Annotated in this window: 18 protein-coding genes; 11 read left to right on the forward strand and 7 right to left on the reverse strand. The window is 38.7% G+C overall.

Translation table 11 applies throughout. The annotated features are described in order from the left end of the window. Positions 1 to 22: 22 nt before the first annotated feature. The gene (gene dnaE, locus ACMGDK_RS05800) at positions 23 to 4,681 is read right to left on the reverse strand and encodes a DNA polymerase III subunit alpha (RefSeq protein WP_436807059.1); all 4,659 of its coding nucleotides are present in this window, start codon (positions 4,679 to 4,681) and stop codon (positions 23 to 25) included. 427 nt (positions 4,682 to 5,108) lie between these two features. Between dnaE and ACMGDK_RS05805 the strand changes: the two genes are divergently transcribed. The 3 genes from ACMGDK_RS05805 to ACMGDK_RS05815 all read left to right on the forward strand — a co-directional run bounded on the left by ACMGDK_RS05805 (position 5,109) and on the right by ACMGDK_RS05815 (position 10,554). After that, positions 5,109 to 7,253, forward strand: coding sequence for a S8 family peptidase (locus tag ACMGDK_RS05805; protein WP_436807060.1), 2,145 nt, complete (start codon positions 5,109 to 5,111; stop codon positions 7,251 to 7,253). Between the two features lie 75 nt (positions 7,254 to 7,328). Continuing rightward, positions 7,329 to 9,401, forward strand: coding sequence for an alpha-ketoacid dehydrogenase subunit alpha/beta (locus tag ACMGDK_RS05810; RefSeq protein ID WP_436807061.1), 2,073 nt, complete (start codon positions 7,329 to 7,331; stop codon positions 9,399 to 9,401). Positions 9,402 to 9,528: 127 nt separating this feature from the next. Further along, on the forward strand, positions 9,529 to 10,554 hold the full coding sequence (locus ACMGDK_RS05815) for a bestrophin family protein (protein WP_436807062.1): 1,026 nt from the start codon (positions 9,529 to 9,531) through the stop codon (positions 10,552 to 10,554). 1 nt (position 10,555) lies between these two features. Here the strand turns inward: ACMGDK_RS05815 and ACMGDK_RS05820 are convergent, their stop codons facing one another. Continuing rightward, positions 10,556 to 11,014, reverse strand: a complete 459-nt coding sequence (locus tag ACMGDK_RS05820) for an Lrp/AsnC family transcriptional regulator (RefSeq protein ID WP_436807063.1) — start codon at positions 11,012 to 11,014, stop codon at positions 10,556 to 10,558. 159 nt (positions 11,015 to 11,173) lie between these two features. Here ACMGDK_RS05820 and ACMGDK_RS05825 point away from each other — a divergent pair, with 159 nt between their 5' ends. Continuing rightward, entirely contained in the window at positions 11,174 to 12,400 is a 1,227-nt protein-coding gene (locus tag ACMGDK_RS05825; RefSeq protein ID WP_436807064.1) for an aminotransferase class I/II-fold pyridoxal phosphate-dependent enzyme, read from the forward strand. Between the two features lie 45 nt (positions 12,401 to 12,445). Here ACMGDK_RS05825 and ACMGDK_RS05830 read toward each other — a convergent pair whose 3' ends face one another. After that, positions 12,446 to 13,450: a glycosyltransferase family 2 protein gene (locus tag ACMGDK_RS05830; protein WP_436807065.1), complete on the reverse strand. Its 1,005-nt coding sequence runs from the start codon at positions 13,448 to 13,450 to the stop codon at positions 12,446 to 12,448. A 195-nt stretch (positions 13,451 to 13,645) separates the two neighbouring features. Between ACMGDK_RS05830 and ACMGDK_RS05835 the strand changes: the two genes are divergently transcribed. Together ACMGDK_RS05835 and ACMGDK_RS05840 are read left to right on the forward strand one after the other, a co-directional pair. Further along, positions 13,646 to 14,659, forward strand: coding sequence for an SDR family NAD(P)-dependent oxidoreductase (locus ACMGDK_RS05835; protein ID WP_436807066.1), 1,014 nt, complete (start codon positions 13,646 to 13,648; stop codon positions 14,657 to 14,659). A gap of 39 nt (positions 14,660 to 14,698) precedes the next feature. Beyond that, positions 14,699 to 15,505, forward strand: coding sequence for a helix-turn-helix domain-containing protein (locus ACMGDK_RS05840; protein ID WP_436807067.1), 807 nt, complete (start codon positions 14,699 to 14,701; stop codon positions 15,503 to 15,505). A 105-nt stretch (positions 15,506 to 15,610) separates the two neighbouring features. On the opposite strand, the gene ACMGDK_RS05845 is transcribed toward ACMGDK_RS05840, so the two are convergent. Next, entirely contained in the window at positions 15,611 to 16,018 is a 408-nt protein-coding gene (locus tag ACMGDK_RS05845; RefSeq protein ID WP_436807068.1) for a branched-chain amino acid ABC transporter substrate-binding protein, read from the reverse strand. 62 nt (positions 16,019 to 16,080) lie between these two features. Further along, positions 16,081 to 17,247, reverse strand: a complete 1,167-nt coding sequence (locus ACMGDK_RS05850) for a THUMP domain-containing class I SAM-dependent RNA methyltransferase (RefSeq protein WP_436807069.1) — start codon at positions 17,245 to 17,247, stop codon at positions 16,081 to 16,083. A gap of 135 nt (positions 17,248 to 17,382) precedes the next feature. On the opposite strand from ACMGDK_RS05850, the gene ACMGDK_RS05855 reads away from it, so the two are divergent. Both ACMGDK_RS05855 and ACMGDK_RS05860 read left to right on the forward strand, forming a co-directional pair. Further along, positions 17,383 to 18,111, forward strand: a complete 729-nt coding sequence (locus ACMGDK_RS05855; protein ID WP_436807070.1) for a class I SAM-dependent DNA methyltransferase — start codon at positions 17,383 to 17,385, stop codon at positions 18,109 to 18,111. Beyond that, the gene (locus tag ACMGDK_RS05860; protein ID WP_436807256.1) at positions 18,111 to 18,836 is read left to right on the forward strand and encodes a ZIP family metal transporter; all 726 of its coding nucleotides are present in this window, start codon (positions 18,111 to 18,113) and stop codon (positions 18,834 to 18,836) included. Before ACMGDK_RS05855 ends, ACMGDK_RS05860 begins: the two co-directional genes overlap by 1 nt. Positions 18,837 to 18,911: 75 nt before the next feature. Here ACMGDK_RS05860 and ACMGDK_RS05865 read toward each other — a convergent pair whose 3' ends face one another. Both ACMGDK_RS05865 and ACMGDK_RS05870 read right to left on the reverse strand, forming a co-directional pair. Continuing rightward, positions 18,912 to 20,291, reverse strand: a complete 1,380-nt coding sequence (locus tag ACMGDK_RS05865; RefSeq protein ID WP_436807071.1) for an OmpP1/FadL family transporter — start codon at positions 20,289 to 20,291, stop codon at positions 18,912 to 18,914. A gap of 53 nt (positions 20,292 to 20,344) precedes the next feature. Continuing rightward, on the reverse strand, positions 20,345 to 21,418 hold the full coding sequence (locus ACMGDK_RS05870) for a prolyl-tRNA synthetase (RefSeq protein ID WP_436807072.1): 1,074 nt from the start codon (positions 21,416 to 21,418) through the stop codon (positions 20,345 to 20,347). A 143-nt stretch (positions 21,419 to 21,561) separates the two neighbouring features. Here ACMGDK_RS05870 and proS point away from each other — a divergent pair, with 143 nt between their 5' ends. The 3 genes from proS (at position 21,562) to ACMGDK_RS05885 (ending at position 25,905) form a co-directional block, all read left to right on the forward strand. Then, entirely contained in the window at positions 21,562 to 23,037 is a 1,476-nt protein-coding gene (gene proS, locus ACMGDK_RS05875) for a proline--tRNA ligase (protein WP_436807073.1), read from the forward strand. A 117-nt stretch (positions 23,038 to 23,154) separates the two neighbouring features. After that, a complete protein-coding gene (locus ACMGDK_RS05880; RefSeq protein ID WP_436807074.1) occupies positions 23,155 to 24,459 on the forward strand; it encodes an OmpA family protein in 1,305 nt (434 codons plus the stop codon). 114 nt (positions 24,460 to 24,573) lie between these two features. Beyond that, complete coding sequence (locus ACMGDK_RS05885) at positions 24,574 to 25,905, forward strand: Nramp family divalent metal transporter (RefSeq protein ID WP_436807075.1); 1,332 nt, start codon at positions 24,574 to 24,576, stop codon at positions 25,903 to 25,905. The last annotated feature ends 553 nt before the right edge of the window (positions 25,906 to 26,458 follow it).

Raw genomic sequence — 26,458 nt, forward strand, 5'->3', positions numbered from 1 at the left:
TCTATTACATATTTCATTTTTCTTAGTTCAAATAGAACTCATATTTATTAAGAAGCTGAATTTCCTTAATCAGATCTCCGTTCAGATCTACTGAGTGTTTCATGGACTGAACTTCTATCTGTGAATCATCTTCAATATTTTTTATAAAGAATTTAAGTTTCTGATTTCCTTTATTTCGGTCAAGAACCTTTCTGAAAAAGTCAAGATCTTCGGGACGAACATCCATGACATCCATAACCAGGGAAATGCTTTTTGCAAATCTTTCAAAAGCTTCCTGAAGTTCAATAACATCATTAACGTTCACAAAAACCCGTCCATCTTTCACCTGTGCAAATTTTATTTTGAAAATAACGAACCTCTGAACTTCCAGCTTCTCTTTAAGACGCATATAGTCCCTATCCCCAAGCCTGAAAGAATAAGATCCCGAATAATCCTCCAAAGTAACAAAAGCTACCTTTTCCCCACTTCTGAATCCATCCTGTACTCTATATTCAGTGATAAGCCCGGCTACCGTATATTCTTTTCCGCCACCACCATTCTCTCTTTCTTTCTGAAGCGTTTTCCAGTCTTTCTTTTTTTCTTCAAAAAGCTCTTCCTGCTTATTGGAAAAAGCCTGCTCTTTGTATGCATCCACCTCATCAAGGTTTAAAAACAGGAAATTCCCTTTCGGCTCGGCTTTCTTCACTATCTCTTCTATAACTTCCTCTTCTCCTATGGACAGATCATCAGAAACAATTTCAATAAGGTCTATTGTTTCATCCTGCGCGTCCTTCTCTAAAATCGGGACCTCATCTGTCACCACTTTTTCTTCGTCTTTTTCAAGCACAGTCTTTTTAGAAAGTCTGCCCTGCATAAACTGGAACTGGTATTTAAATTCATCCAGCGGATGAGCGGACAGATAGAAACCGATGATTTCCTTCTCTTTATTTAATTTGTGCATATTAGGCCATTCCGGGCATGGCAATAATTTTGGTTGCTCGATCTGCACTTCGTCTGCAAAATCTGCAAAAAGAGAATGCTCCATTTCATTTTTACTTTCCTGGAAGCTCTGGCCGTATCTGATCAGTCTTTCCAGGTTTGTTTTTCCAGCCATATCAATATCAAAATACTGACCTCTGTGGTAAGAACCCAGCTCATCAAATGCTCCAGCCAGCACTAAACTTTCCGCCACTCTTTTATTCATCTGGGAAGGAGGAATTCTTTCAAAGAAATCATAAATGTTTTTGAATCTTCCGTTGGCTCTTTCTCTTGTAATAGCTTCACTCGGTCCTTCCCCAATTCCCTTAATGGCTCCCAAACCAAAACGGATCTGTCCTTTTTCGTTTACTGAAAATTTATACTGGGATTCATTTACATCAGGTCCTAAAACATCTACCCCGATACTTTTACAATCCTCCATAAACATGGTGATAGAATCTGTATTGTTAATGTTATTACTCATCACACTCGCCATATATTCAGCCGGATAATTGGCTTTCAGATAAGCGGTATGGTAAGCAATCAACGCATAGCAGGTAGAGTGGGATTTGTTGAAGGCATATTCTGCAAAAGCTTTCCAGTCATTCCAGATTTTATTTAACCGGTCTTCATCAAGGTTATTTTTCTTTCCTCCTTCAATGAATTTAGGGTACATTTTATTCAGAACATCGATCTGCTTTTTACCCATCGCCTTTCTCAGCGTATCGGCTTCACCTTTGGTAAAGTTCGCCAGCTTTTGGGATAAAAGCATTACCTGCTCCTGGTAAACGGTAATTCCATAGGTTTCTTTTAAATATTCTTCGGTTTCCGGTAAGTCGTAAACAATTTCCTCAATTCCGTGCTTTCTGTTGATAAAGTTCGGGATATATTTAATAGGTCCGGGACGATAAAGCGCGTTCATGGCAATAAGATCGGCAAAAACTGTAGGCTTAAGCTCTCTCATGTATTTCTGCATCCCCGGACTTTCATACTGGAAAATTCCGATTGTTCTTCCTTCTTTAAATAACTGATAAGTTTTGGTATCATCGAGCGGAATTTCGTCCGGATCAAGCTCTATATTATGCCTTTGCTTAACCAGCTTCATGGCATCTTTAATAATCGTCAGGGTGCGGAGCCCCAGGAAGTCCATTTTCAGAAGCCCTGCGCTTTCCGCTACCGAGTTGTCAAACTGGGAAACCAGAATATCAGCATCTTTTGCTGCAATTGTTATCGGCACAAGGTTACTTACATCCTCAGGCGTAATAATCACTCCACAGGCATGAATTCCTGTGTTCCTGATACATCCTTCCATTTTCTTGGCACTCGCCAATACATCGAAACGAGGATCATCGGGGTTGTCCAGAACCATTCTCATTTCATCCACCAGCATCTGCTCTTCGGGCTTCAGCTTATCATATTTAGCTAAAGCTTTGGCAATATTCATTCCGGGGCTGGCGGGAATCAGTTTGGCGATATTATTGGTATCTGGAATCGGGAGATCCAATACCCTTCCGGCGTCTTTAATGGCAGATTTCCCACCTAAAACCGAATACGTAATGATCTGCGCTACCTGGCTTTGTCCGTATTTTTCAATTACCCACTTAATAACCCTGTCACGCCCCTCATCATCAAAGTCAATATCAATATCAGGCATCGAAACCCTTTCCGGATTCAGGAATCTCTCAAAAAGGAGATCGTACTTGATAGGGTCAACGTTAGTAATCCCAATGCAATAAGCTACCGCAGAACCTGCTGCAGAACCTCTTCCGGGACCAACCCAAACGCCCATGTTCCGGGCTTCGTTACAGAAATCCTGTACGATAAGGAAGTATCCGGGATATCCGGTATTGGCAATTACGTCAAGTTCAAAGTCAAGACGTTCTTTTATTTCTTCTGTAATTTCTGTATATCTTTTCCTCGCCCCTTCATAGGTTAGGTGAGTAAGATAAGCCATCTCTCCTCTTTTTCCGCCATCTACTGCATCTTCCGCGTGGATGAACTCTTCCGGAATATCAAATTTAGGAAGGAGAACGTCTCTTTTTAAGGTATACGGGCTAAATTTTGCCAGAAATTCGTCATAGGCCTCAAAAGCATCCGGGTAAGCCAGAAATGCCTCCTTGATCTCGTCACTGCTTTTAATATAATATTCTCCTGTGGTAAGTCCTCTACGTTTTCCGAAGCCTTTTCCTACAGGTGTGGTTAATTTTTCACCGTCCTTGATACAGCTTACGATATCCTGGATATTCGCATCATCTTTATGAGTGTAAAAAGTCTCGTTCTGAGCCAGAATCTTAGTATTATATTTATCTGCCAGATACAGTAAAACTTCATTTAAGTGCTCTTCTTCAGGTAGTTTATGATTCTGAAGCTGTACATAGAAATCATCTCCGAAAGTATCTTTCCACCATTTAAAAAGCTCTTCCCCTTTCTGCTCTCCTGTATTAAGAATTGCATCAGGGATATCTCCTAAAATCCCTGAGGTCAGGGCAATTAGCCCTTCTTTATACTCCGCAATCAGCTCTCTGCTGATCCTCGGAACTCCAAAATAAAACCCTTTTAAAAATCCTATACTCGAAAGTTTTGCCAGATTTTTATAGCCGTTAAAATCCTTTGCCAAAAGAACTACCTGGGTTCTCCTGTCGGGATCATCTTTTGTAAACTGCTTCTGCTCATACCGGTCTGAAATATAAAATTCACAGCCTACGACAGGAATAAGAGGCGTTGAAACAGGTTCCTCCTCAGTAAATTCCGTTCCATTTTCTTCAGCCTCCTGTTTCTTGGCGAGAAACTCCTTATGCTTTTTTGACCGGTCCGAATTGGCAGATTCTACCGCTGAAACAAATTTAAAGGCTCCCATCATATTTCCGATATCCACCATGCCCACAGCGGGAAAGTTTTCATCAGAAGCTTTTTTAATCAGGTCATTGATACTTGAAGTAGCCATCAACGTAGAGAAAACACTGTGACTGTTAAAGTTGAAATATTTTCCGAGATCAATTTCATCTATACTTCCAAAATCAGACTGCTTTTTCTTATTATTAAAATCTGCGACCTGTCTTCTGATAACAATATTAAACGGCTTTATCGGGTCCGGATAAAGTGTTTTAAAGTAGCTCAGCTGATCTTCTGATATCTTTAGTACTTCGGCAGGAATTACTCCTATCCTCATCATTTCAAAGAATACCCGGGCAGTTGCATTTACATCGGCAGCAGCGTTGTGTGCTTCGTCAAATTTATGACCATACAACTTTTCGTACAACTCTTCCAGTTTAGGAGATTTATATCTTCCTCCTCTTCCACCGCCAAGTTTACAATAGTCTGTTCCCAAAACCATCGTATCGGCTTTAGGTTTATCCTGAAGGTTATCCTTTAAGTTTTTTCTGTAAAATTCTGCACCTACTATATTATAATCGAATTCTACATTGTGCCCAGAAACTATTCTTACCCTGTCCAGAACTTTAGAAAATTCTTCTAGAATCTCCTGCAGATCACGTCCTTCTTCATTGGCGATCTTAGTGGTAATTCCGTGAATCCTTGCGGCATTGAAGGGAATATCATACCCTTCAGGTTTTATTATATAATCCTGATTTTCAATTAAGTTACCCTCATCATCATGTACCTGCCATGCAATCTGAACCATTCTTGGCCAGTTATCGGAATCTGAAAGCGGTGCATTGAAATTTTTAGGTAGTCCGGTTGTTTCTGTGTCAAAAATTAAATACATATAAGTTTCTAACTTTTTTAAAAAAGAGAATGTAAAGTTACTTCATTTTTTTCTAATATCACTTTTACCTTATCACATAATACTCCTTCTTCCTTTAAAATATAAAACCTTAAATTCTTTTGTGCTGCCAGGATTTTGCAGTTTCTTCTCTTTACAAAACTTAATTAAACTTTATTTAAATACAACATACACCATCGAATAGAGTTTATAGGAACTTTTTAAGATAGTTTTTGACAAAAAGTGCCGGTTTTTAGAACAATTATATAAAATAAAAAACAACAAACATAAAAAACAACACTAAATTATTAAATAAATCAACAAAAAACGTTTAAAATTTCAATAAAATTAGATTTTCACAATACATTCATCAAAACAAATCCATTTAATATATATATTTAACAAAACAAACCATTAAATATATAACATTATGAAAAAAATCTTTATTTCGATTAGTATCCTGGCAGCTATTGTCATGAATGCTCAAAACAACAATGAAATTCTAAAAAGAGAATTGGAACGCCAAAGAATAGACAACAATGACAAGTTTGATGCTTATATATCCAAACGATTTGGCTCTGACAGAAGTCCTGAGGTTCTAAAGCAGATTGAATTACAGAGAGCTACTCTTGCAGGTTTTCTACCTGATAACAAACCGTATTTTCTCCAGGCTCATGATATGGATCAGATTAAAAATTCCAATTCTGATTTTTTACAGGGAGGTACCATCACAGGTTTAACCGGATCTTTTAATGGTGACAGCATTAAGTTCACCATTTTTGACGGCAGCAGCTCCTCAAGTGTAGCAAGGGTGTTTGCCGGCCACTTTTTTTTCAATAATCTTCCTAATAGAATAACAAACAAAGAAAGCAGCAGTGTCAATTATGGCGACCACGCAACAGCTGTTTCCAGCTTTATAGGGGCAAAAGATTACCCATATACAACGACATTGAATGGGATAACAAGACAAATCAACTTTAAAGGTATTGCCCCCAACTCCACAATAGATGCTTATGCTTTTGGAACTTCAGTTTTGAACGGAGAAACTACCCAAAGTACTGTATTCCAGAAAATCATCAAGGCACAACCCAACATTTCCAATCATTCTTATGGAATCAATCAAGGTTGGGATATAAAAACTGTAAATGGTGTAAATGCATGGGTTTGGCCAGGTGTTTTTGGAAGCCCTTCTACTTCTATGGATCTGCAGGGAACTTATTTCATTCAAGATCAAAACTATGATCAGATTGTATATAATAACCCTTCTTATATTATTGTAAAATCTTCTGGTAATTATTTTGGTTACGGACCTGATTATCCGGGAACATCTGCCTTTCCTAAATATTATACCGATGATAATAATGTCCCAGTTCAGTTTGCTGCAACAGATACGCTTCCTATAACAAACTGTAGCAGTGGAGCTGATTGTATAGGGTCCGGCTCACTGGCAAAGAACATTATTGTTGTAGCCGCAGCAGACAGAATCACAGCCAATGACGGAAGATACACTGCTCCTGCAGATGTAATTCACTCCAGCTATAGCAGTGCAGGACCAAGAGACGACGGAGCGATCAAACCGGATATTACCGCTGTAGGAACAAGCGTTGCCAGTGCATCGACTGATAATAATGCCACAGGAGGCAATAAATTTGCAATAGGAAGCGGTACATCTTATTCAGCTCCTGTTGTAACAGGTATTGTTGGACTTTGGACACAGATTAACAAGCAACTATTTGGAGAAAGCTTACTAAATGCAGCATCGGCGAAAACCCTAATGGTACACTCAGCGAAAGAAGCAGGTAATATAGGTCCTGATCCACATTTTGGCTGGGGGTTCATTGATGCTAAAAAAGGAGCAGAATTATTGGTTGGAAAATCCAACAATACTATTATTTTCAATGATGAGACACTCAATAGCGGGACAGTGAATAAAAAAACAGTCACAGCCTCAGGAACTGAACCTCTTAAAGTAACCATTTCGTGGATTGATCCTGAATATGTTATTCCTGCGAGCCTAACATGGGCAGAAGCGTACAATAACAGAACTTCCAGATTGGTAAACGATTTAGATATCAGAATTGTTGATACAGTAACCGGTACAATTTATCAGCCATGGAAACTAAATGCATTAAGCCCAATGGATCCTGCAACAAAAGGTGACAACACAGTAGACAACGTAGAGCAGGTCGTAATAGACACCCCTGTTATGGGAAGAAACTACAGAATTGAAATCACCAACAAAGGAAGCTTAGTCAATAATACAGGTGCAGCCGCTCCTCAAAACTACTCTATTATTGCTTCCGGGTATTCTGAGCAGGTTCTGGCAACCGGTGAAACCAGCAAAGCAAGTGGCATTATCATCTCTCCAACTATTACTAAGGATGTCGTAAAAATATTGAAAGCTCCTAAAAAATCAACTTTCATTATTTATGACCTTGCCGGTAAAAAATTGCAGAATGGCACCATTAATTCTGATGAAATATCATTAGATTTATCAGCTTACACAAAAGGGATTTACATCATTGAAGTAAAAACAGACAAAGATCTTATTTCTAAAAAAGTGATCAAAGAATAACCTATACAAACAAATATTTTTTACAAAATACTAACAGTTGTTAGTATTTTGTTTTTTTATGTATATTTGCTTCCTATGGAAAATACACTTCACGAAAAAGTTTCTCAGGATATTTTGCTAAAGGCGTACAATCATATGATGCTGGCCAAAGCCATGGCAGATATTTATGAAGAAAACAGAAATATCTGTAAATACGTTCATAGTACATCAAGAGGCCATGAAGCCATTCAGCTGGCAACCGCTTATCAGCTGAAAAAAGAAGACTGGGTATCTCCTTATTACCGTGATGAAAGTATTCTGTTAGGAATAGGTTTTGAACCTTATCAGCTAATGCTGCAGCTTTTGGCAAAAGCAGAAGATCCTTTTTCAGGAGGAAGATCCTATTATTCTCACCCATCAAGCCGAGATGAGAACAAACCGAAAATCATCCATCAGAGTTCAGCAACAGGAATGCAGACCATTCCTACCACAGGGGTTGCACAGGGTATAAAATATATCCAGGATTTCAATTTACAGCAGTTCGAGAATAATCCTGTTGTGGTTTGCAGCCTTGGAGACAACTCGGTAACGGAAGGGGAAGTAAGTGAGGCTTTACAGTTTGCAGCCCTTCACCAGCTTCCTATTATATTCCTTGTACAGGATAATGAATGGGGAATATCCGTAACCAAAGAAGAAGCAAGGACATGTGATGCCTACGATTTTGTAGCAGGATTCACCGGTCTTAGCAGAATGCGTGTAGACGGAACAGACTTTGTGGAAAGCTTTGAAGCTATGAAAAAGGCTGTTGATTTTGTAAGAAACGAAAGAAAGCCTTTGGTAGTTTGCGCTAAAACTGTTCTTATCGGTCATCACACTTCCGGAGTAAGAAGAGAATTCTATAGAGACGAAGAAGATTTAACAAAACACAGAGCTAAAGATCCGGGTGAGATTCTCAGAAAACAGCTTCTTGAATCAGGAACTGATGAAGATCTCTTAAAGCAGATCACCAAAAAAGCCCGTCTGGAAGCTGAGGAAGCTTTTGAAAGAGCTAAAAATGCAGAAGATCCAAAACCGGAAACAGTTATGCAGCATGTTTTTGCTCCTACCCCAATCACCGAGGAAACAGGAACACGCGAACCTGCAGGCGGAGAAAAAATCGTAATGGTAGATGCTGCTATTCATGCTGTTCAGGAGCTGATGTGGAAACATCCCGAGGCCCTTCTTTACGGCCAGGATGTAGGAGAAAGAATCGGAGGCGTTTTCAGAGAGACGGTGACCTTAGGAAAAAAATTCGGAAGCAAAAGGGTATTTAATACAGCGATCCAGGAAGCATATATCATAGGGTCTACTGCTGGGATGAGTGCTGTAGGATTAAAGCCTATTGTTGAAGTTCAGTTTGCCGATTATATTTATCCGGGAATCAACCAATTGATTACTGAGATTTCAAAATCAAGCTATTTAAGCCAGGGAAAATTCCCTGTAAGCAATATCATCCGTGTACCAATCGGTGCATACGGCGGCGGCGGTCCTTACCACAGCGGAAGTGTTGAAAGTATCTTAGCCAATATTAAAGGAATTAAAATAGCTTACCCTAGTAACGCAGCCGATTTTAAAGGTCTCTTAAAAGCTGCTTATTACGATCCGAACCCTGTGATCATGCTGGAGCACAAAGGTTTATACTGGAGCAAAGTTCCTGGAACTGAAGATGCTAAAACCATTGAGCCAGCAGAAGACTATATCCTTCCTTTCGGAAAAGGCAAGGTGATCATTGAAGCCGATCAAAATGAAACCGAAAAAGGCAGAACTTTATTGGTTGTAACCTATGGAATGGGTGTTTACTGGGCAAAAGAAGCTGTGAAGAACTTCAACGGAAAAGTGGAAGTTATCGACCTGAGAACCATCATTCCTCTGGATGAAGAGCTTGTTTTCGAAAGAGTAAGAGCACACGGAAAATGTATAGTTCTTACCGAAGAACAATTGAACAATTCATTTGCCGAAGCATTTGCACACCGTATCTCAAAAAACTGCTTCAAGTATCTGGATGCTCCTGTGGAAACAATGGGATCTCTTGATGTACCTGCTGTTCCTATCAATCTCGTTCTGGAAAAAGAAATGCTTCCGAATGCAGAAAAGCTCAGCAAAAAAATTGAAGAAATGCTGCAATATTAAACGACAATATTAAATATATAAAAACCTCTAATTTTTTTAGAGGTTTTTTATTTACATTTAATCAATAATAAAATACCGTTTTTGGTATTTCTTTTGTTTATAAGCACATCTAATTTCATACAGCATTATGATCACCACCAAATATTTCAATTACAGACAAGTTTTAAACCTCGCCGGCGGCCATCTCATCTGGCTTACGGCATGGTGTACTTTGGTAGCAGCCCTTTTTTATTTTTTTAAGTGGAAATGGATGATCATTCCGTGGGTACCTGTAGCCCTGATCGGTACTGCAGAAGCTTTTTATGTAGGTTTTAAAAATAACCAGGCCTACGACAGATTGTGGGAAGCCCGTAAAATATGGGGCGGAATTGTCAACTCCAGCCGCTCTTTCGTTTCCATGCTGTATGCATTTACTACAACAGGGGAAGGCAACAGTGAAACAGAAACCATCAAAAAGAAAATTGCCTACCGTCATATTGCATGGCTGTATACTTTCCGTGAACAGTTACTGATTCCCACAGAATGGGAACATATGTCCCAGAAAAGACACTTTGGAGATATTAATGTGAGAAGACACCGACTGATCAAGGCAGGCTTCCCCGATTATGGCAGAACACCGATTTTCCTACATAAATATCTTTCGGAGCAAGAACTTGAACTGCAGCCGGAATATAAAAATTTCGCCACCTACCTGATCTCAAAACAAGCCAAAGAAGTCAATGATCTGAAAAATTTAGGTGACATTTCAGATTTCAACCAAATGCAGCTTCAGGATGCTCTCAACCTTTTTTATGACTACCAGGGACAGGCAGAAAGAATTAAAAAATTCCCTTCACCCAGACAGTTCGCGAGTACTGCTTTTATTTTTAATGTAATCTTCATTATGCTTCTTCCCTTGGGGCTTGTCAATGAATTTGCAAAATTAGGAAACTGGGGAATACTGGTAAGCGTTCCTTTCTGTGTCATTATAGGATGGATCTACATTGTCATGGAACTGGTTGGCGACTACTCCGAAAACCCGTTTGAAGGCATGATGTTTGACATTCCGATGCTTTCCATATGCCGGACCATTGAGATCGACGTCCTTCAGATCATAGGAGAGCATGACGACCTTCCAGAACCAATTGCTTCAAAGAACGGAGTCCTCGTATAAATCACAGAACGATAGCCGTTGTATTTTTCACTTCAGAGATCATAAAAGAGCTGTGAGTGCTTGCTATATGCTGAAGTGTAGTAAGTTTGCTGAGCATAAAATTACGGTAATCCTCCATGTCCTTTACCCCTATTTTAAGGATGTAATCATAATCGCCGCTTACATGGAAACATTCTGTGACTTCCAGAAGATTCATGACTTCTCTTTCAAACTGCAGCACAAATTCTTTTTTGTGTTGGGCTAACTTTATGTGGCATAAGACAATGAAATCCCTGTTTATTTTATGACGGTCCAGTAAAGCTACGTATTTTGAGATCACACCCTGATTTTCAAGCTTTTTTATGCGTTCGTAAACAGCCGTTACAGACAAATTGAGTTTATAAGAAAGCTCTTTGGTGGTCTGCTTGCAGTCTTCCTGAAGGAACAGGAGCAGTTTTTTATCGGTTTCATCAAAGTTCATAGATGTTTTTTTTGAAAAAGTTTAACAAATCCAAATATAGCAAACATATTTTCTAATTAAATAATAAATTATAGATTTATATTCTAGATATTTAAATATGCCTTGTAATAATTATGAAAACAAAGCATATTTAAGCCGATAAAATAAAGTCTAAAGCTTATGGAAAATTTTAATGCGGCGAATGAAATTCAGGATCTGCAATATTTTGGCGAATTCGGAGGTGTAAATCCATCCATTTCTGACAGCTCTACCTATACATTTCTTTCTGCAAAAACAATGTTTGATACCTTTGAAGGAAATGCTGAAGGATGTTATTTATATTCCAGGCATTCATCCCCGATGAATCTGTATCTTGCCCAGGCATTGGCCAAAATGGAAAATACCGAGGCAGCAAACGTTACGGCATCCGGAATGGGAGCGATTACATCTGTTTTAATGCAGGTATGTAAAAGCGGTGATCATATTATTTCCAGCAGAACAATTTACGGTGGAACTTATGCTTTCCTTAAAAATTTCCTGCCTCCGTTTCATATTGACACCACTTTTGTAGACATCAGCAATTTTGAATCTATAGAGAATGCTATAACTCCCAATACGAAAGTGATCTACTGCGAAAGCGTAAGCAATCCGCTTCTTGAGGTGGCAGATCTTAGAAAGCTTTCAGAAATCTGTAAAAAACACAATCTGAAACTGATTGTAGACAACACCTTCTCCCCTCTTTCTGTTTCACCTACATTATTGGGTGCTGATATTGTAATTCATAGTTTAACCAAGTTCATTAATGGAAGCAGTGATACAGTAGGTGGCGTGTATTGCGGAACACAGGAATTCATTAATGATACTAAAAATGTAAATAACGGAGCGTGTATGCTACTGGGTCCTACCATGGACAGCTTCCGTTCTGCAAGCATCCTGAAAAACCTGAGAACGCTTCACATCAGAATGAAGCAGCACAGCTATAATGCCATGTATCTTGCGGAAAGATTTGAAAAAGACGGACTGAAAGTATCTTATCCGGGACTGAAGTCTCATAAGGATCATGAATTGATGAAAAACATGATGCATGAGGAATACGGATTCGGAGGACTGCTGACGATAGATGCGGGCACCACCGACAAGGCGAATGAGCTGATGGAAATGATGCAGCAGGAAAACCTAGGCTACCTGGCGGTAAGCTTAGGATTCTATAAAACTTTATTTTCATGCTCGGGAAGCTCAACTTCTTCGGAAATTCCTGAAGAAGAGCGTGAAGCAATGGGCATCTCGGATGGGCTGATCAGATTTTCGATCGGCTTGGATCATGATATCGCCAGAACTTATGAAAAAATGCGGGAATGCATGCTAAAAACAGGCGTTCTCAACCATGAATCCCTATTTATATCCTAATTTATTGTAAAAGCTGCCGGACTTCTGACAGCTTTTATTTTTTCTTTATTTTATATGAAAATGTTTTGGGAAAGCATCTTCAGGCTTCATTCTGAAAATGTTCAGGAGCACCCAGGATTTCAAAAAGCCGTATCCGTAGGAAAACATTTGAATATACGTAGAAATCACCGCCATTCCGGCAATGCTTATATTTTTCGTTACTATCATTGCGTGGAATAATACAAGAAACGTATACAATCCATAAAATGCAAGGATAATGCCTCTTCCAAGAATAAAATATTCTATAAAACCTAAGATATACCCCAGCATGAAAAGTGTTGGAAATGCAAATGAGATCTTTACATAATTCGGATGCCTCTGATTGAGAATAGGTCTTGCACAACCAAACTGATAGACCTGTTTAGAAAATTTACCCAAATCCACTCTCCTCTTATGATATACCGCAATATCATCAAAAAAAGCAGTAGTGAAACCGTTTTCCCAAAGTGTCATGGAGAGATCCGGATCTTCGCCGATCCTCATTTCGGAAAAACCGCCTACTTTCTCGAAAACATCTTTCTTTACTCCCATATTAAAGCTTCTTGGCTGAAATCTGGAGACTGCCTTTTTACTTCCCCTGATTCCTCCTGTTGTAAAAACTGAGGTCATAGAATAGGAAATGGCTTTCTGCATCAGGTTAAATCCTTTATGGGCTTTATCCGCCCCACCGAAAGCATCACACGGAATGGTCTCTATATCTTTTTTAATATTTTCGATATAGTCTTTTTCTACGATCACATCGCTGTCTACAAAAAGAAGCCATTCATTCTGAGCTCGTTTTGCCCCATAATTCCGGGTAAGTCCGGGGCCGGAATTGTCTTTTCTGAAGTATTTAATATCCAGTATTCCTTCAAAGTTGTGAATAGTAGGCTTAAGATCAATAAGAGAACCATCGTCCACAATAATTACTTCAAACTCTTTATCCGTCTGAAAAGTCAAAGAATTCAGCAGCTCAAAAAGTTCGTCCCTTCGGTTAAAAATGGCAACGACAATGGAAATGGTAGGTCTCAAATTGAAAATTTTTCAAAATTACTTATTCGCTGAGGAACCCACAAACAGTTTAACAGCTTATTCAAAGAAATTAACTTTTAAATAGACATGTAAAAGTATCGCTTTGAAACTCTCAACACAATAATTTGACATTTTAAACAAAATCTTAAGGATTAACAGCCTGTACCTTTGTTGTAGAAATTTAAACCTAAAAAAATGACACACAACATCAATCCACTACAGCATCCTGTCCAGTCTGGATTTAATGCAGAATCTACAGCTCAGGAAATCATCAGGGAAATAGATCTTACCGGAAAAACAGCAGTGATCACCGGCGGCTATGCAGGAATAGGTCTTGAAACCACTAAAGTCCTGGTTTCTGCCGGGGCAACGGTGATCATCCCTGCAAGAGATATTGAAAAGGCAGCAAAGAACCTTACAGGCATTAAAAATATCGAACTGGAAAAGATGGACCTGGTAGACCCCGTATCTATCGATAACTTTAGCCAAAAATTTTTAGCATCCGGAAGAAAGCTCGATTTACTCATTAATAATGCAGGAATCATGTGGGTTCCTCTACGAAGAGACAGCAGAGGTATTGAATCTCAACTGGCGACCAATTATCTTGGACAATTTCATTTAACAGCAAGACTTTGGCCAACTTTGAAGAAAGCAAATGCTGCCCGGGTTCTGAGTGTGTCTTCTTACGGCCACCAGATGGCTCCGTTTGATTTTGAAGACCCGAATTTTGAGAAAAGAGAGTACCAGACACTTTCAGGATACGGACAGTCGAAAACAGCCTGTAATTTATTTGCCACAGAATTGGATGAAAGAGGAAAAAAATTCAATATCAGAGCTTATTCATTGCATCCTGGTTCTGTTTATGGGACGGATCTTGGAAGAGAAGAGCCCATCGACCTTTATATTCAAATGGGAACTCACGATGAAAACGGAAAAATAAAACCTGAAGTTGAAGCCAGATTAAAAACACTTCCACAAGGTGCTGCTACAACCGTTTGGTGTGCAACAAGCCCTATGCTACAAAATATCGGAGGAGTTTATTGTGAAAATTGTGATATCGCTGAAATTGATTTTGGACAGATAGAACATAGATATGATGAGCCGGCAACAATCCGTGGTGTGCAGCCTTATTCTATTGACAGGGAGAGTGCAGAAAGGTTATGGAAATTAAGCGAAGAAATGCTGGGCTTCAAATTCGATACGGAATAATCCATTTTTAAATACATTTGTACTCATAAACTACAGATCATGGATTTCCAGATACAATATATTACCCCGGATATCAAGCTTTCCACGTATGATGATAAGCTCTTCAAAACAGAAACTGTTTTTGAATTCCATATGCTGGTCTGGTTTATATCGGGAGAAACCAAGATTATCCAGGCTGATAAAACATATCTGTTCAAAGCGGGCGATATTTTCCTGATCCCGAGAAATCATCTTGCCACGATCATCAATTACCCTAAAGATGGACTTCCTCATAAAGCTGTGGTGATGCATCTCACCATAGAAAGACTGAAACAGTTTTATGCTTCCATTGAATCAGGGCATAAAACCATCTGCCGGGAATCCAAAATTTACAGTTTCCAAAGTCATCCTTTATTAAAAAGCTGTCTGGCTTCCCTCATTCCTTATTTCGAGATGGAAGGTCCTTTTCCTGAAAACATCGCTTCCTTAAAAATCACCGAAGCTATCAGTATTTTAAGGGAAATTGATAGAAATATAGATACTGTCCTTAACGACTTTGAAGAACCGGGGAAAATTGATCTGGTTGGATTTATGGAAAAGAACTATATGTTCAATATGTCTCTGGAAAGGTTTGGATACCTGACGGGAAGAAGCCTTTCCACTTTTAACAGGGATTTCAGGAAAGCTTTTCAGACTGCACCTCAGAGATGGCTTACCCGAAAACGCCTTGAGCTGGCTTATTATCATTTAAAGGAAAAACATAAAAGACCTTCGGACGTATTTCTGGAAGTCGGTTTTGAGGATCTTTCTCATTTTTCTTATGCTTTCAAAAAGCAGTATGGGCATGTACCTTCTGCTTTGATATAATTAATTTACCAATCTGTAGGTATGGAAAGCTTATACTATTGGGCTTAAGAAGGCAAAAAGATCTGCATAATCTGCCAAATCAGCAAGTTTCTATATAAATTTAAACTATAAAAATAAACCTGATTTAAAATAAATGAATGATAACAACGAAATAAAAAACAGGATTACAGAAATACTGAAAAGCAGAAGTTTAAAAAGACTTTTAAAATAATACAGCTCCATAACATGCAGAAGAAAAAATAATACGGATGAAATGGCAATTCCGATCAAAGAAATTACAATTAGGGTTTGCATATAATTTTTTTCCGGAAGTGGATCTTTAAACACAATAAAGAGGAAAACTGCAGCAACTGCTATAAGGCCTAAACTTACTTTTTCAGTAAAATATTTTGTTTTCTTCTTTTTTGTCGATTTGCCTTTATAATTAATTTTGGCTGAAGAAGATGAACTGCTGGCAAACAGATCCAGCACGTTTAATACATTTCCTAAAGCTTCTAAGAGATCCCAAGCCATACATTCAATTTGAGTTCATCAAAAATAAAAAAACCTTCCTAACTACGGAAGGTTTTGTATTACTAATTATCTTTTTCAATTTTATGGAGCTTTTTCGTCCCCTCATACATTTCATATTGAAGGAATCTCGTTTCCAGCTTTCCGTTGAAAAGTTTGATCTTCCTTGAAGGACGGAGACCGATCTTCTTCACGGCTTCCAGATCAGATGAGATCAGCCAGGCCAAAGTATTCGGATAGCTTGTTTTGAATGTATCTCCTATTTTTTTGTAGAAATCCTCATCATTAATAGAAATTCTCTCATCGTAAGGTGGATTGAAAACCATCAGTAATGGGAAAAGCTCTTTTTTAGACTCAAAGAAATCCTGTCTTTTTACTTCAATCACATCTTCCATTTCTGCTGCTTCAATATTCGTTCTGGCAGCATTCAGCATTCTGTTATCGATATCATAACCAATAATCTTTCCGGTAAATTCTCTTACCCTGTTTACTCTTACTTCTTTAATCTTCGCAAAAAGATCTGCATCATAATTATCCCAGTTCTGGAACGCAAATCTTCTTCTGAAGATCTGGGCAGGTAGGTCCATTGCAATCATTGCCGCTTCAACAAGAAGGGTTCCGGAACCGCACATCGGGTCCAAAAAGTTTCCTTTTCCATCCCAGCCTGCCAGCTGAAGCATTCCGCTTGCCAATACTTCATTGATAGGTGCCTCACCTTGTTCTTTTCTGTAACCTCTCTTAAATAAAGGGTCTCCTGAAGAATCTAAGGAAATTGTTACCAATTCCCGGTCTATATGAAGATGAAATTTGATATCCGGGCTTTTCGTCTCCACATCAGGACGTCTTTTGAATTTTTCCTGAAAATAATCTACAATAGCATCCTTCATTTTCAAAGTTACAAACTGAGAATGCTTGAATGTTTCGGAGTTCACAGTAGAATCAATCGCAAAAGACTGGTCTACATTCATATACTCCTCCCACACAATGGCAGAAAGCTTATTGTAAAACTGGTGCTGATTAAATGCTTTAAATTCAAAAACAGGAATTAAAATTTTTAATGCCGTTCTTGCCGAGTAATTAATTTTATAAAGAAAACCGAGGTCGCCTTCACAATTGACCGCTCGGTTTTTAATTTCAACGTTTTTTCCGCCTAACTTTTTAATTTCTTCCGCAAGGATCTGCTCCAGACCGAAGAATGTCTTTATCTGAATCTTTAGATTTTCTGTGTCCATAAATATTTATTAAAAGATTTAATGATTTAACAATGAGAAGCTTACGGATTCAATTTTACTGTTAACTGAATCTTTTGATCTTTCATTATTTAAATACTTTGCTTTTAACCGCACAAATTTAGTTATTTTTGCATTATGGAATGGTTTGAATCTTGGTTTGATACACCTTATTATCATCTTCTTTATAGCAACAGGGACTATACGGAAGCCGAAAATTTCATTACAAAACTTACTGAAGACCTTCAGTTACCTCCTTCATCTAAGATTATTGATCTGGCTTGCGGAAAAGGAAGACACTCTGTTTTTCTGAATAAACTGGGCTATGATGTATTGGGACTTGACCTTTCCAGACAAAGCATTGAATTTGATAAGCAGTTTGAAACCCAGACACTTCTTTTCAATGTCCATGACATGAGGAACCCGATTGATGCCGATCCTATGGATGCCGTATTCAATTTATTTACCAGCTTCGGATATTTTGACAATGAAAGTGATGACAAGAAAGTTTTCCAGTCGGTTTATGGCATTTTAAAACCGGGAGGATATTTTGTTCTGGATTATCTGAATGAAGAATACGTAAGAAAAAACTTAATTCCTGAGACTACCATTACCCGTGGTAATATTGATTTTAAAATCCTGAAGAAGATTGAAGGGCGACACATCGTTAAAGACATCCGTTTTGAAGCAGACGGAAAGTCTTTTCATTTCTTTGAAAAAGTAAAGCTTCATACGTTGGAGACTATCAATTCTTATGCAGCGGACTGCGGCTTTGAAAGGGTAAAAATCTGGGGCGACTACCAGCTGAATGAATTTAACCGTGAGGTTTCACCACGCTGCATCAATTTATTTAAGAAAAAAGCATGATAACAGTTGTTTTACTGATATTGAGCGTTATTACAGGGGTATTTCTTGGGAAGCATTTCGGAAAAAAGGAAAAGCTGGCTAAAAACCTGCTGGTCCTGAGTGCCGGATTTCTGATTACTATCTGCCTGAATGAAGTTTTTCCGCAGGTATATACTTCCGAAGCAGGAAGCAGTCTCGGAATTTTCGTGATTGCAGGTGTATTGCTTCAGATGATCCTGGAAGCTCTGACAAAAGGTTTCGAGCACGGGCATTTTCATCATCATAATGAACACAACATTCTTCCTGTGGCATTGATGGTAGGGCTATTTATACATGCTTTTATAGAGGGAATTCCTTTAGCTAATGAAGAGCATCAACTCTCACCCTATCTTCTGGGAATTCTGTTTCACAATCTTCCTATTTCCTTTATTCTTGGAGCCTTTTTATTCAACAGAAAAAATGAATCCAAAACTTCACCGTATCCTTCTATCCTGATCGTGGCATTGTTTGCTCTAGCTTCACCGCTGGGAATGCTGCTTGGCAACTATTTCAATCCTGATCTGCAGCCCTATTTCCTGGCTATCGTAGGAGGAATTTTCCTTCACATTTCATCTGTGATCATTTTTGAAAGCAACAAAAATCACAACATCGACTGGATGAAGATCGGCTTGGTTATTATTGGAGTTTCATTAGCATTGGTAATGCATCTTTTTCATCATCATCCGGCTGCCGGACATTCACATTAATCCTTTATTAACAATAAAAAAGCCCCGAATTAAATCCGGAGCCTTCAATTTAATCACTCATTACACAATCTGGAATTAGAACTTCCAGCCGAATGTAATAAAGAAGTTATTCCTGTTATTTTTCACTTCTGAAACAGCAAAATAGTCTGATGACATAATTCTTGTATCAGAATAATACGCTGTATCAGTAGAAGGATTTCCTGTTTCAATACCTCTTAAGAAAGGATTGCTGTATGTAGAGGTTACATACTGATAAGATGCATCTATATAAAATGATTTGAAATCATACCCCAAACCAAATGAGGCAAGGTTTCTGTTATTAAGCATCATATCGCTGTATGACTGATCTGATGTAGAAGCATCCGGATTAACCTGGCTTACTGTTAAAGCATCAAAAGGATTGGATGTGTAAGAGTAACCACCTCTTAATCTGAACTGCTTCACTCTGTATTCCGCACCTATTCTTACTTCTGAAAGGTTCTTATAATTGTCTTTAAAGAAATTATTCAGCTCACTTTCGGCACCTGTAATCACTTTATATTTAGGTCTTGTTAATCCTAAGGTATAATCTACGTTTAATGAAAAGTTTTTACTTGCAACAAATGCAGCACTTACTGTCGCTTTAAGCGGCGTTGTAAGGTCTCTTGATTCGGCTGCGTTGCCATCACCGTAGTCCGGGTCATTATAGAAATTATAATTTCTGTCTATACGCCAGAATGTCGGAGTTTCTATGGCGCCACCGATTCTGAAATTAGGACTAAGCTTTCCGATCACCCCTAAAGAAGCAGAAAAACCGGACGACCTTTCAAACATAGGAGTGTTTTGTCTGTCGAAATATTCCATGGAACCATTATCCAATGACTGGAAGGCTGCCGTATCATATTGATCAATAGAAGCATTGAAAAAATTGAATCCAGCTCCTATGTATAGATTATGATTATAATTGGCACCTACCCCAAAACTTGTTTTTGAAAGGTTTCCATATCTGTTGTATGCATGTCCTGCAAACGAGGCACTTTTATCAGTAAAATCTTTGATCACATTACTGCTTCCGGGAGATTCTACATAATTGTCAAGTGACTGATTGGAAAAATTAATACCGATATTGATAAACTTCCATCCCGATTCACTCATCAAAGGAAAAGCAATAACACCTCCGATATTTCCAAGATCCGTATTCGTTTTGCTGTAATCAATGGAAGTTCCTCCCCAGCTGCTTTTATTTTTATTTCCCGCAATAGATACCGTTCCGGAAACTTCCCCGGAAATAGCTACCCCTAAACCGGCAGGGTTGGTAAGCAGTGAGTTTGCATCACCTCCTAATGCTCCGTTAGCTCCCGCCATTGCATTAAATTTTGATGAACCCACCATAGGAGTGCTGGAATAAACATCTACAGTATTTCTCAATATAGAAACATCCTGTGCCTGTGCAAAAAATGCAGCAGAAACACTCATTAATACTAAAGATTTTTTTAACATTATTTTTTTAATAGTTATTAAGTTTGAAATTATCTGCCACCTCTGAAGCCACCGCCTCCGCCGCCGGATCTCATACCACCTCCGCCTGAAGAACCACCTCTAAAGCCGCCGCCTGAAGATCCTCCGCCTGATCTGAAACCTCCGTTGTCATTGGATCTGAAGCCGCCATTGTTATTATTGTAGTTAGGCTGAGAGTTATAATTAGGTCTTTGGGAGTTTGAATTACGGAACCCGCCAGATTGTGGCTGTGTCCTATAACCTCCATTTCCTTGTCTGAATCCTCCGTTGTTATAAGAACCATTATTTCTAAAACCGCCGTTTGTACTTCCGTTTCGGAAGCCGTTATTGGTCGGTGTATTTCGGAAACCGTTCCCACTGTTTCGGAAGCCGCCTCTATATGTGTTAGTTTTATATACTGCATTGGTAATACCCGGATTGCTGAATCCTCCACCACTGCTTCTTCTGTAAACCGGTCTGTAGCCATTACCCCAGTAGCCGCCGTTCCAGCCCCAATATGGGTAACCGTAGCCGCCGCCCCAGAACGGGTCATAATATCCACCCCAATAAGGAGAATATCCATATCCCCAGTAAGGACTTCCCCAGCCCCAGCCGAATGATCCTCCCCATCCAAACGATCCACCCCAGCCCCAGGACATGTTCATACCCCAGCCCCAGCCGCGATTCATTCCCCAATAAGGGCTGAAACCACCATACCATCCCCACGGAGAGCCCCAGGAATTATCATAATAGTTGGTCTGAGACCCGGCAAATGCTCCCCAGTCTGAATCGGTAGCATTTGTGTTCCAGTTATTATCGCTCCATGTGCTATATCTATTGTCTTGTTCTCTGGAATTGGTCTGTGCATTCTGGATCACATTAGAGTCTTGGTAATAATCATAATTTTCTCCTACCCTGTTACCGCCATCATTGATGATCACCCCTTCTGGCAGCGTATCTTTATTAGGGTCATAGTATACCCCATCGGTCTCCGTGTATCCACCCATCTGGGCTCCACAGGACACAAGCAGCAATCCGCCTGATATTGCCAAAATCCCTTTGGATTTTAACAGACCTAGCAAATTTTTATGTATATTTCTTTTCATGATAACGTAAAGATTTTTAATTTAAATTATATTTGCAATCTGTACCAAAAATGTACCAAAACACTGGTAAAAAAATCTATCAAAAATAGATTTTTATTTTTAGATTACAATAATGTACAAAAGTTAAAAAATTAAAAAAAATAATGGCAAAATTAACCTCAAGAAGCGAAGATTACAGCAAATGGTATAATGAGTTGGTGGTAAAAGCTGACTTAGCTGAAAACTCTGGAGTGCGAGGATGCATGGTGATTAAACCATACGGCTATGCAATCTGGGAAAAAATGCGTGATGAAATGGATAAAAGATTCAAGGAAACAGGTCACGTTAATGCTTATTTCCCGCTTTTTGTGCCCAAAAGCCTGTTTGAGGCAGAAGAAAAAAATGCAGAAGGTTTTGCTAAAGAATGTGCAGTAGTTACCCATTATAGATTAAAAACAGATCCGGACAATCCACACAAACTTATTGTAGATCCGGATGCTAAATTAGAAGAAGAGCTTATCGTACGTCCTACTTCTGAAGCCATTATCTGGAATACATACAAAAACTGGATTCAGTCTTACAGAGACCTTCCGATCCTGATTAACCAATGGGCCAACGTTGTCCGTTGGGAAATGAGAACCCGTCTTTTCCTGAGAACAGCAGAATTCCTGTGGCAGGAAGGGCATACGGCACATGCTACCAAAGATGAAGCTGTGGAAGAAGCTGAAAAGATGAATGATGTATATGCAGATTTTGCAGAAAAATTCATGGCGATGCCTGTTATTAAAGGATTAAAAACGCCGTCTGAAAGATTTGCAGGAGCTGACGAAACCTACTGTATTGAAGCATTGATGCAGGATGGGAAAGCACTTCAGGCAGGAACATCTCACTTCTTAGGCCAGAATTTCGCGAAAGCTTTTGATGTGAAATTTACCAATAAAGAAGGAAAGATTGAACATGCATGGGCAACTTCATGGGGAACTTCTACCCGTTTGATGGGAGCTCTTATTATGACCCATTCCGATGATTTCGGATTGGTGCTTCCTCCTACCCTGGCTCCAATTCAGGTAGTTATTGTTCCCATCTTTAAAGGAGAAGAGCAATTGGCTCAGATCAGTGAAGTGGCACTTGATATCGTGGCTAAATTAAAAGCAAAGGGAATCTCTGTTAAATTTGACGACGATACCCATAACAAACCGGGATGGAAGTTTGCAGAATACGAATTAAAAGGTGTTCCAGTAAGAATTGCAATGGGACCAAGAGATCTTGAAAATAAATCTGTAGAAATCGCAAGAAGAGACAACCTGACTAAGGAAGTTCGTTCTATCGAAGGAATTGACACTTATATTCAGGAGTTGTTACAGACAATCCAGAAAGATCTCTATGAAAAAGCATTAAACTTCAGAAAAGACAACATTACAAGAGTTGACACTTATGAAGAATTCAAGAAAGTTCTTGAAGAAAAAGGAGGGTTTATTTATGCACATTGGGACGGAACTGCTGAAGAAGAAGAACAGATCAAAGATGAAACGAAGGCTACCATCAGATGTATTCCTTTAGATGATGATACTGAAGAAGGGGTTTCTCTGGTAAGCGGAAAACCGTCTAAGAGACGTGTATTATTCGCAAAAGCTTATTAAAAATTTTCGCTGATTTTCAAAAACTTCACTGGAAATTAAATAAATATTCAAAAAAAGTGACTTTTGGACAGATTTTTGTTTAAATTTATGCAACATTAATCTAAAAAATAATTTATTATGTCTTTAAATGTCATTGATTTAATTAAAGGACAGTTAGGTCCCGCTTTAATTTCGCAAGCTGCCTCTCAGTTTGGGGAAAGTGAATCTGGTATTTCAAAAGCAATTGGAGGTTTATTGCCTGCAGTTGTAGGAGGATTAGCCAATAATTCTGATAACCCGGGAGTTTTGGATGCAATTACCAATGCCTCGTCAAGCGGAATTTTAGGAAACTTAGTAGGTGGTACATCCAACAGCCCTATAATTTCCAACTTATTGACCTCTATTTTTGGAGACAAAATTGGCGGAATAGTGAATGCTATTGCTACTTATGCAGGAATCAGCAATAATTCATCCAGCTCACTGCTGAATTTAGTAACAGGAGCTACGGTAGGTACTATCGGAAAATATGCTGCTGATAATAATTTAGGCAAATCTGGTATTTCAAACCTGTTAGGTGAACAAAAAGGAATTATTTCTTCACTTTTACCGGCAGGACTTTCCTTGGCATCCCTTAATATTGGCGACTGGGCAAAAGGATATAAATTTGATAATGATAATGATGCCATCAGACCAGCAGCCAGCGAAGAGCCTAAAATAGAAGTTACAAGAAGTACCACATCTGCAGGAACCAATCCTGACAGAAATAATAATGATGGCGGAGGTTCAATCTGGAAATGGTTGCTTCCACTTTTACTTTTAATCGCTGCAGCTTATTTTATTTGGAAGCAGTGTGAGAAGAAAGAAACAACCACAACTACCACAGTAGTGGATTCTACAGGATCAACTACTGATACTGTGGCTACCGTTACTCCTGCAGATACTTCTGCAACAACTGTAACAACAACCAGAACAGATGAAAACATCGATCTTAATGGGGTAATGTTGAAAGGGTACAAAGGAGGTATGGAAGACCAAATGATTACTTTCCTTAAATCGGGGAATTATAAAAATGCAGCTGATGATGCAGCATTGAAAGATAAGTGGTATGATTTTGACCATGTAAACTTCAAAATGGGAAGTTCTACTGATTTGGAAGCTGGTTCCCAAGGGCAGCTTGATAATTTAGTAGCGATTTTGAAAGCATTCCCGGATGCGAAAATCAAAATCGGAGGCTATACTGATAAAACAGGAAATGAAGCTTCCAACGTAAAATTATCTCAGGCCAGAGCTGATTTCATCAAAAATGCTTTAGCAAAAGCGGGAGTTGGTGCTCAGGTTTTAGGAGCTGAAGGTTATGGAAGTAAATTTGCTACAGTAGATGCTAAAGCTTCTGATGCAGAAAGAGCTGCCGACAGAAAAATGTCTGTAAGATTTGCAAAATAGATCTTTAGAATCTTTAAAAATAGAATCCCGGAAACTAGTTTTCGGGATTTTTTCATCCCTCTGCTTTCGTATTTATATTTATTTAATTAAATTTGTTAGTCATTTCTAACATTTATGAACTTCAAATTAAATAGCGCCTGGCGTAAAGATAAAACATCCCATTCCCTCTCTGAGGTCTATTCATCTATAAAAGTACCCAGAAATGCTCCATTTTGGAGAAAGTATCTGGCATTTGCCGGTCCGGGGCTAATGATTGCCGTTGGATATATGGACCCGGGAAACTGGGCTACTGATATTGCCGGAGGTGCCCAGTTCGGGTATACCCTGCTTTCTGTGATTCTTATTTCAAATATTTTCGCAATGGTTTTACAGCATTTATCTGTAAAGTTAGGTGTTGTTGCCGAAAGGGATCTCGCTCAGGCCTGTCGTGATCACTTTAATCCTACGACCAATTTTATTTTGTGGGTGTTTTGTGAAATCGCTATTGCTGCCTGTGATCTAGCCGAGGTAATTGGTTCTGCCATTGCATTAAATCTTCTGTTTCACATTCCTCTCACCTGGGGAATTGTGATCACCACAGTGGATGTTCTGATTATTCTTTTACTTCAGGCTAAAGGTTTCCGATGGATAGAAAGTATTGTGGGCGGACTTATTTTTATTATTTTGGCCTGCTTCATTTATGAAATTATAATTTCACAGCCGGCTTTTAATGAAATCCTTGGCGGATTGGTTCCTCAAAAGGAAATCATTCAAAATCCGGCAATGCTTTATATTGCTATTGGTATTTTAGGAGCGACCGTAATGCCTCATAATTTATACCTGCACAGCAGTATCGTTCAGACGAGAGATTATCCGCGTGACCGGGAAGGAAAAAAAGAAGCGATAAAATTTGCAACTATTGACAGTATGGTTTCACTAATGCTGGCTTTCTTTATTAATGCAGCTATTCTTATTTTGGCTGCTGCAACCTTTCATACTACAGGAAACAAGCATGTAGCAGATATTCACGATGCCTACAAAATGTTGACTCCTATTTTAGGTGCTTCCATGGCAAGTATTGCTTTTGCCATTGCTTTACTGGCTTCAGGACAGAACTCAACCTTAACCGGAACTCTTGCAGGGCAAATCGTTATGGAAGGTTTCTTAAATATCAGGTTAAAACCATGGCTAAGAAGGCTGATTACAAGACTTATTGCTGTTATTCCCGCTTTAATAGTAGCTATCATTTATGGTGAACAGGGAACAACAGATTTATTGGTTTTAAGCCAGGTAATTTTATCTATGCAGCTGAGTTTTGCGGTAGTTCCTCTGGTTATGTTTACCAATGACAAAGCCAAAATGGGAGAATTCGTGAACAAGCCATTCTTAAAAATAAGCGTCTGGCTCATTTCTATTATCATTATTATTCTAAACCTATACTTGCTGTACCAAACGTTTACCGGATAAAAAGATGAAATGTTAATCGTGAATGGTCAATCGTGAATTTTATAACAGGCGTTAATTGACCATTGACTTGCACAGCAAAATTGACCATTCACAATTAAAAGTGTAATGAATAGTGAATTGGCAATTGTGAATTTTTACCACACCGGTAATTGACCATTAACTTGCGTAGCAAAATTGACCATTCAAACTTAAAGTGTAGTGAATTGGCAATTGGCAATTGTGAATTTTTACCACACCGGTAATTGACCATTAACTTGCATAGCAAAATTGACCTTTCACAATTAAAGGTATAGTGAATATTGAATCGGCAATTGTGAATTTTATAACAGCCGGTAATTGACCATTAACTTGCATAGCAAAATTGATCTTTCACAATTAAAAGTGTAATGAATAGTGAATCGGCAATTGTGAATTTTTACCACACCGGTAATTGACCATTAACTTGCATAGCAAAATTGACCTTTCACAATTAAAGGTATAGTGAATATTGAATCGGCAATTGTGAATTTTATAACAGCCGGTAATTGACCATTAACTTGCATAGCAAAATTGA

The organism is Chryseobacterium hilariae (assembly GCF_051400735.1).
Taxonomy (GTDB): domain Bacteria; phylum Bacteroidota; class Bacteroidia; order Flavobacteriales; family Weeksellaceae; genus Chryseobacterium.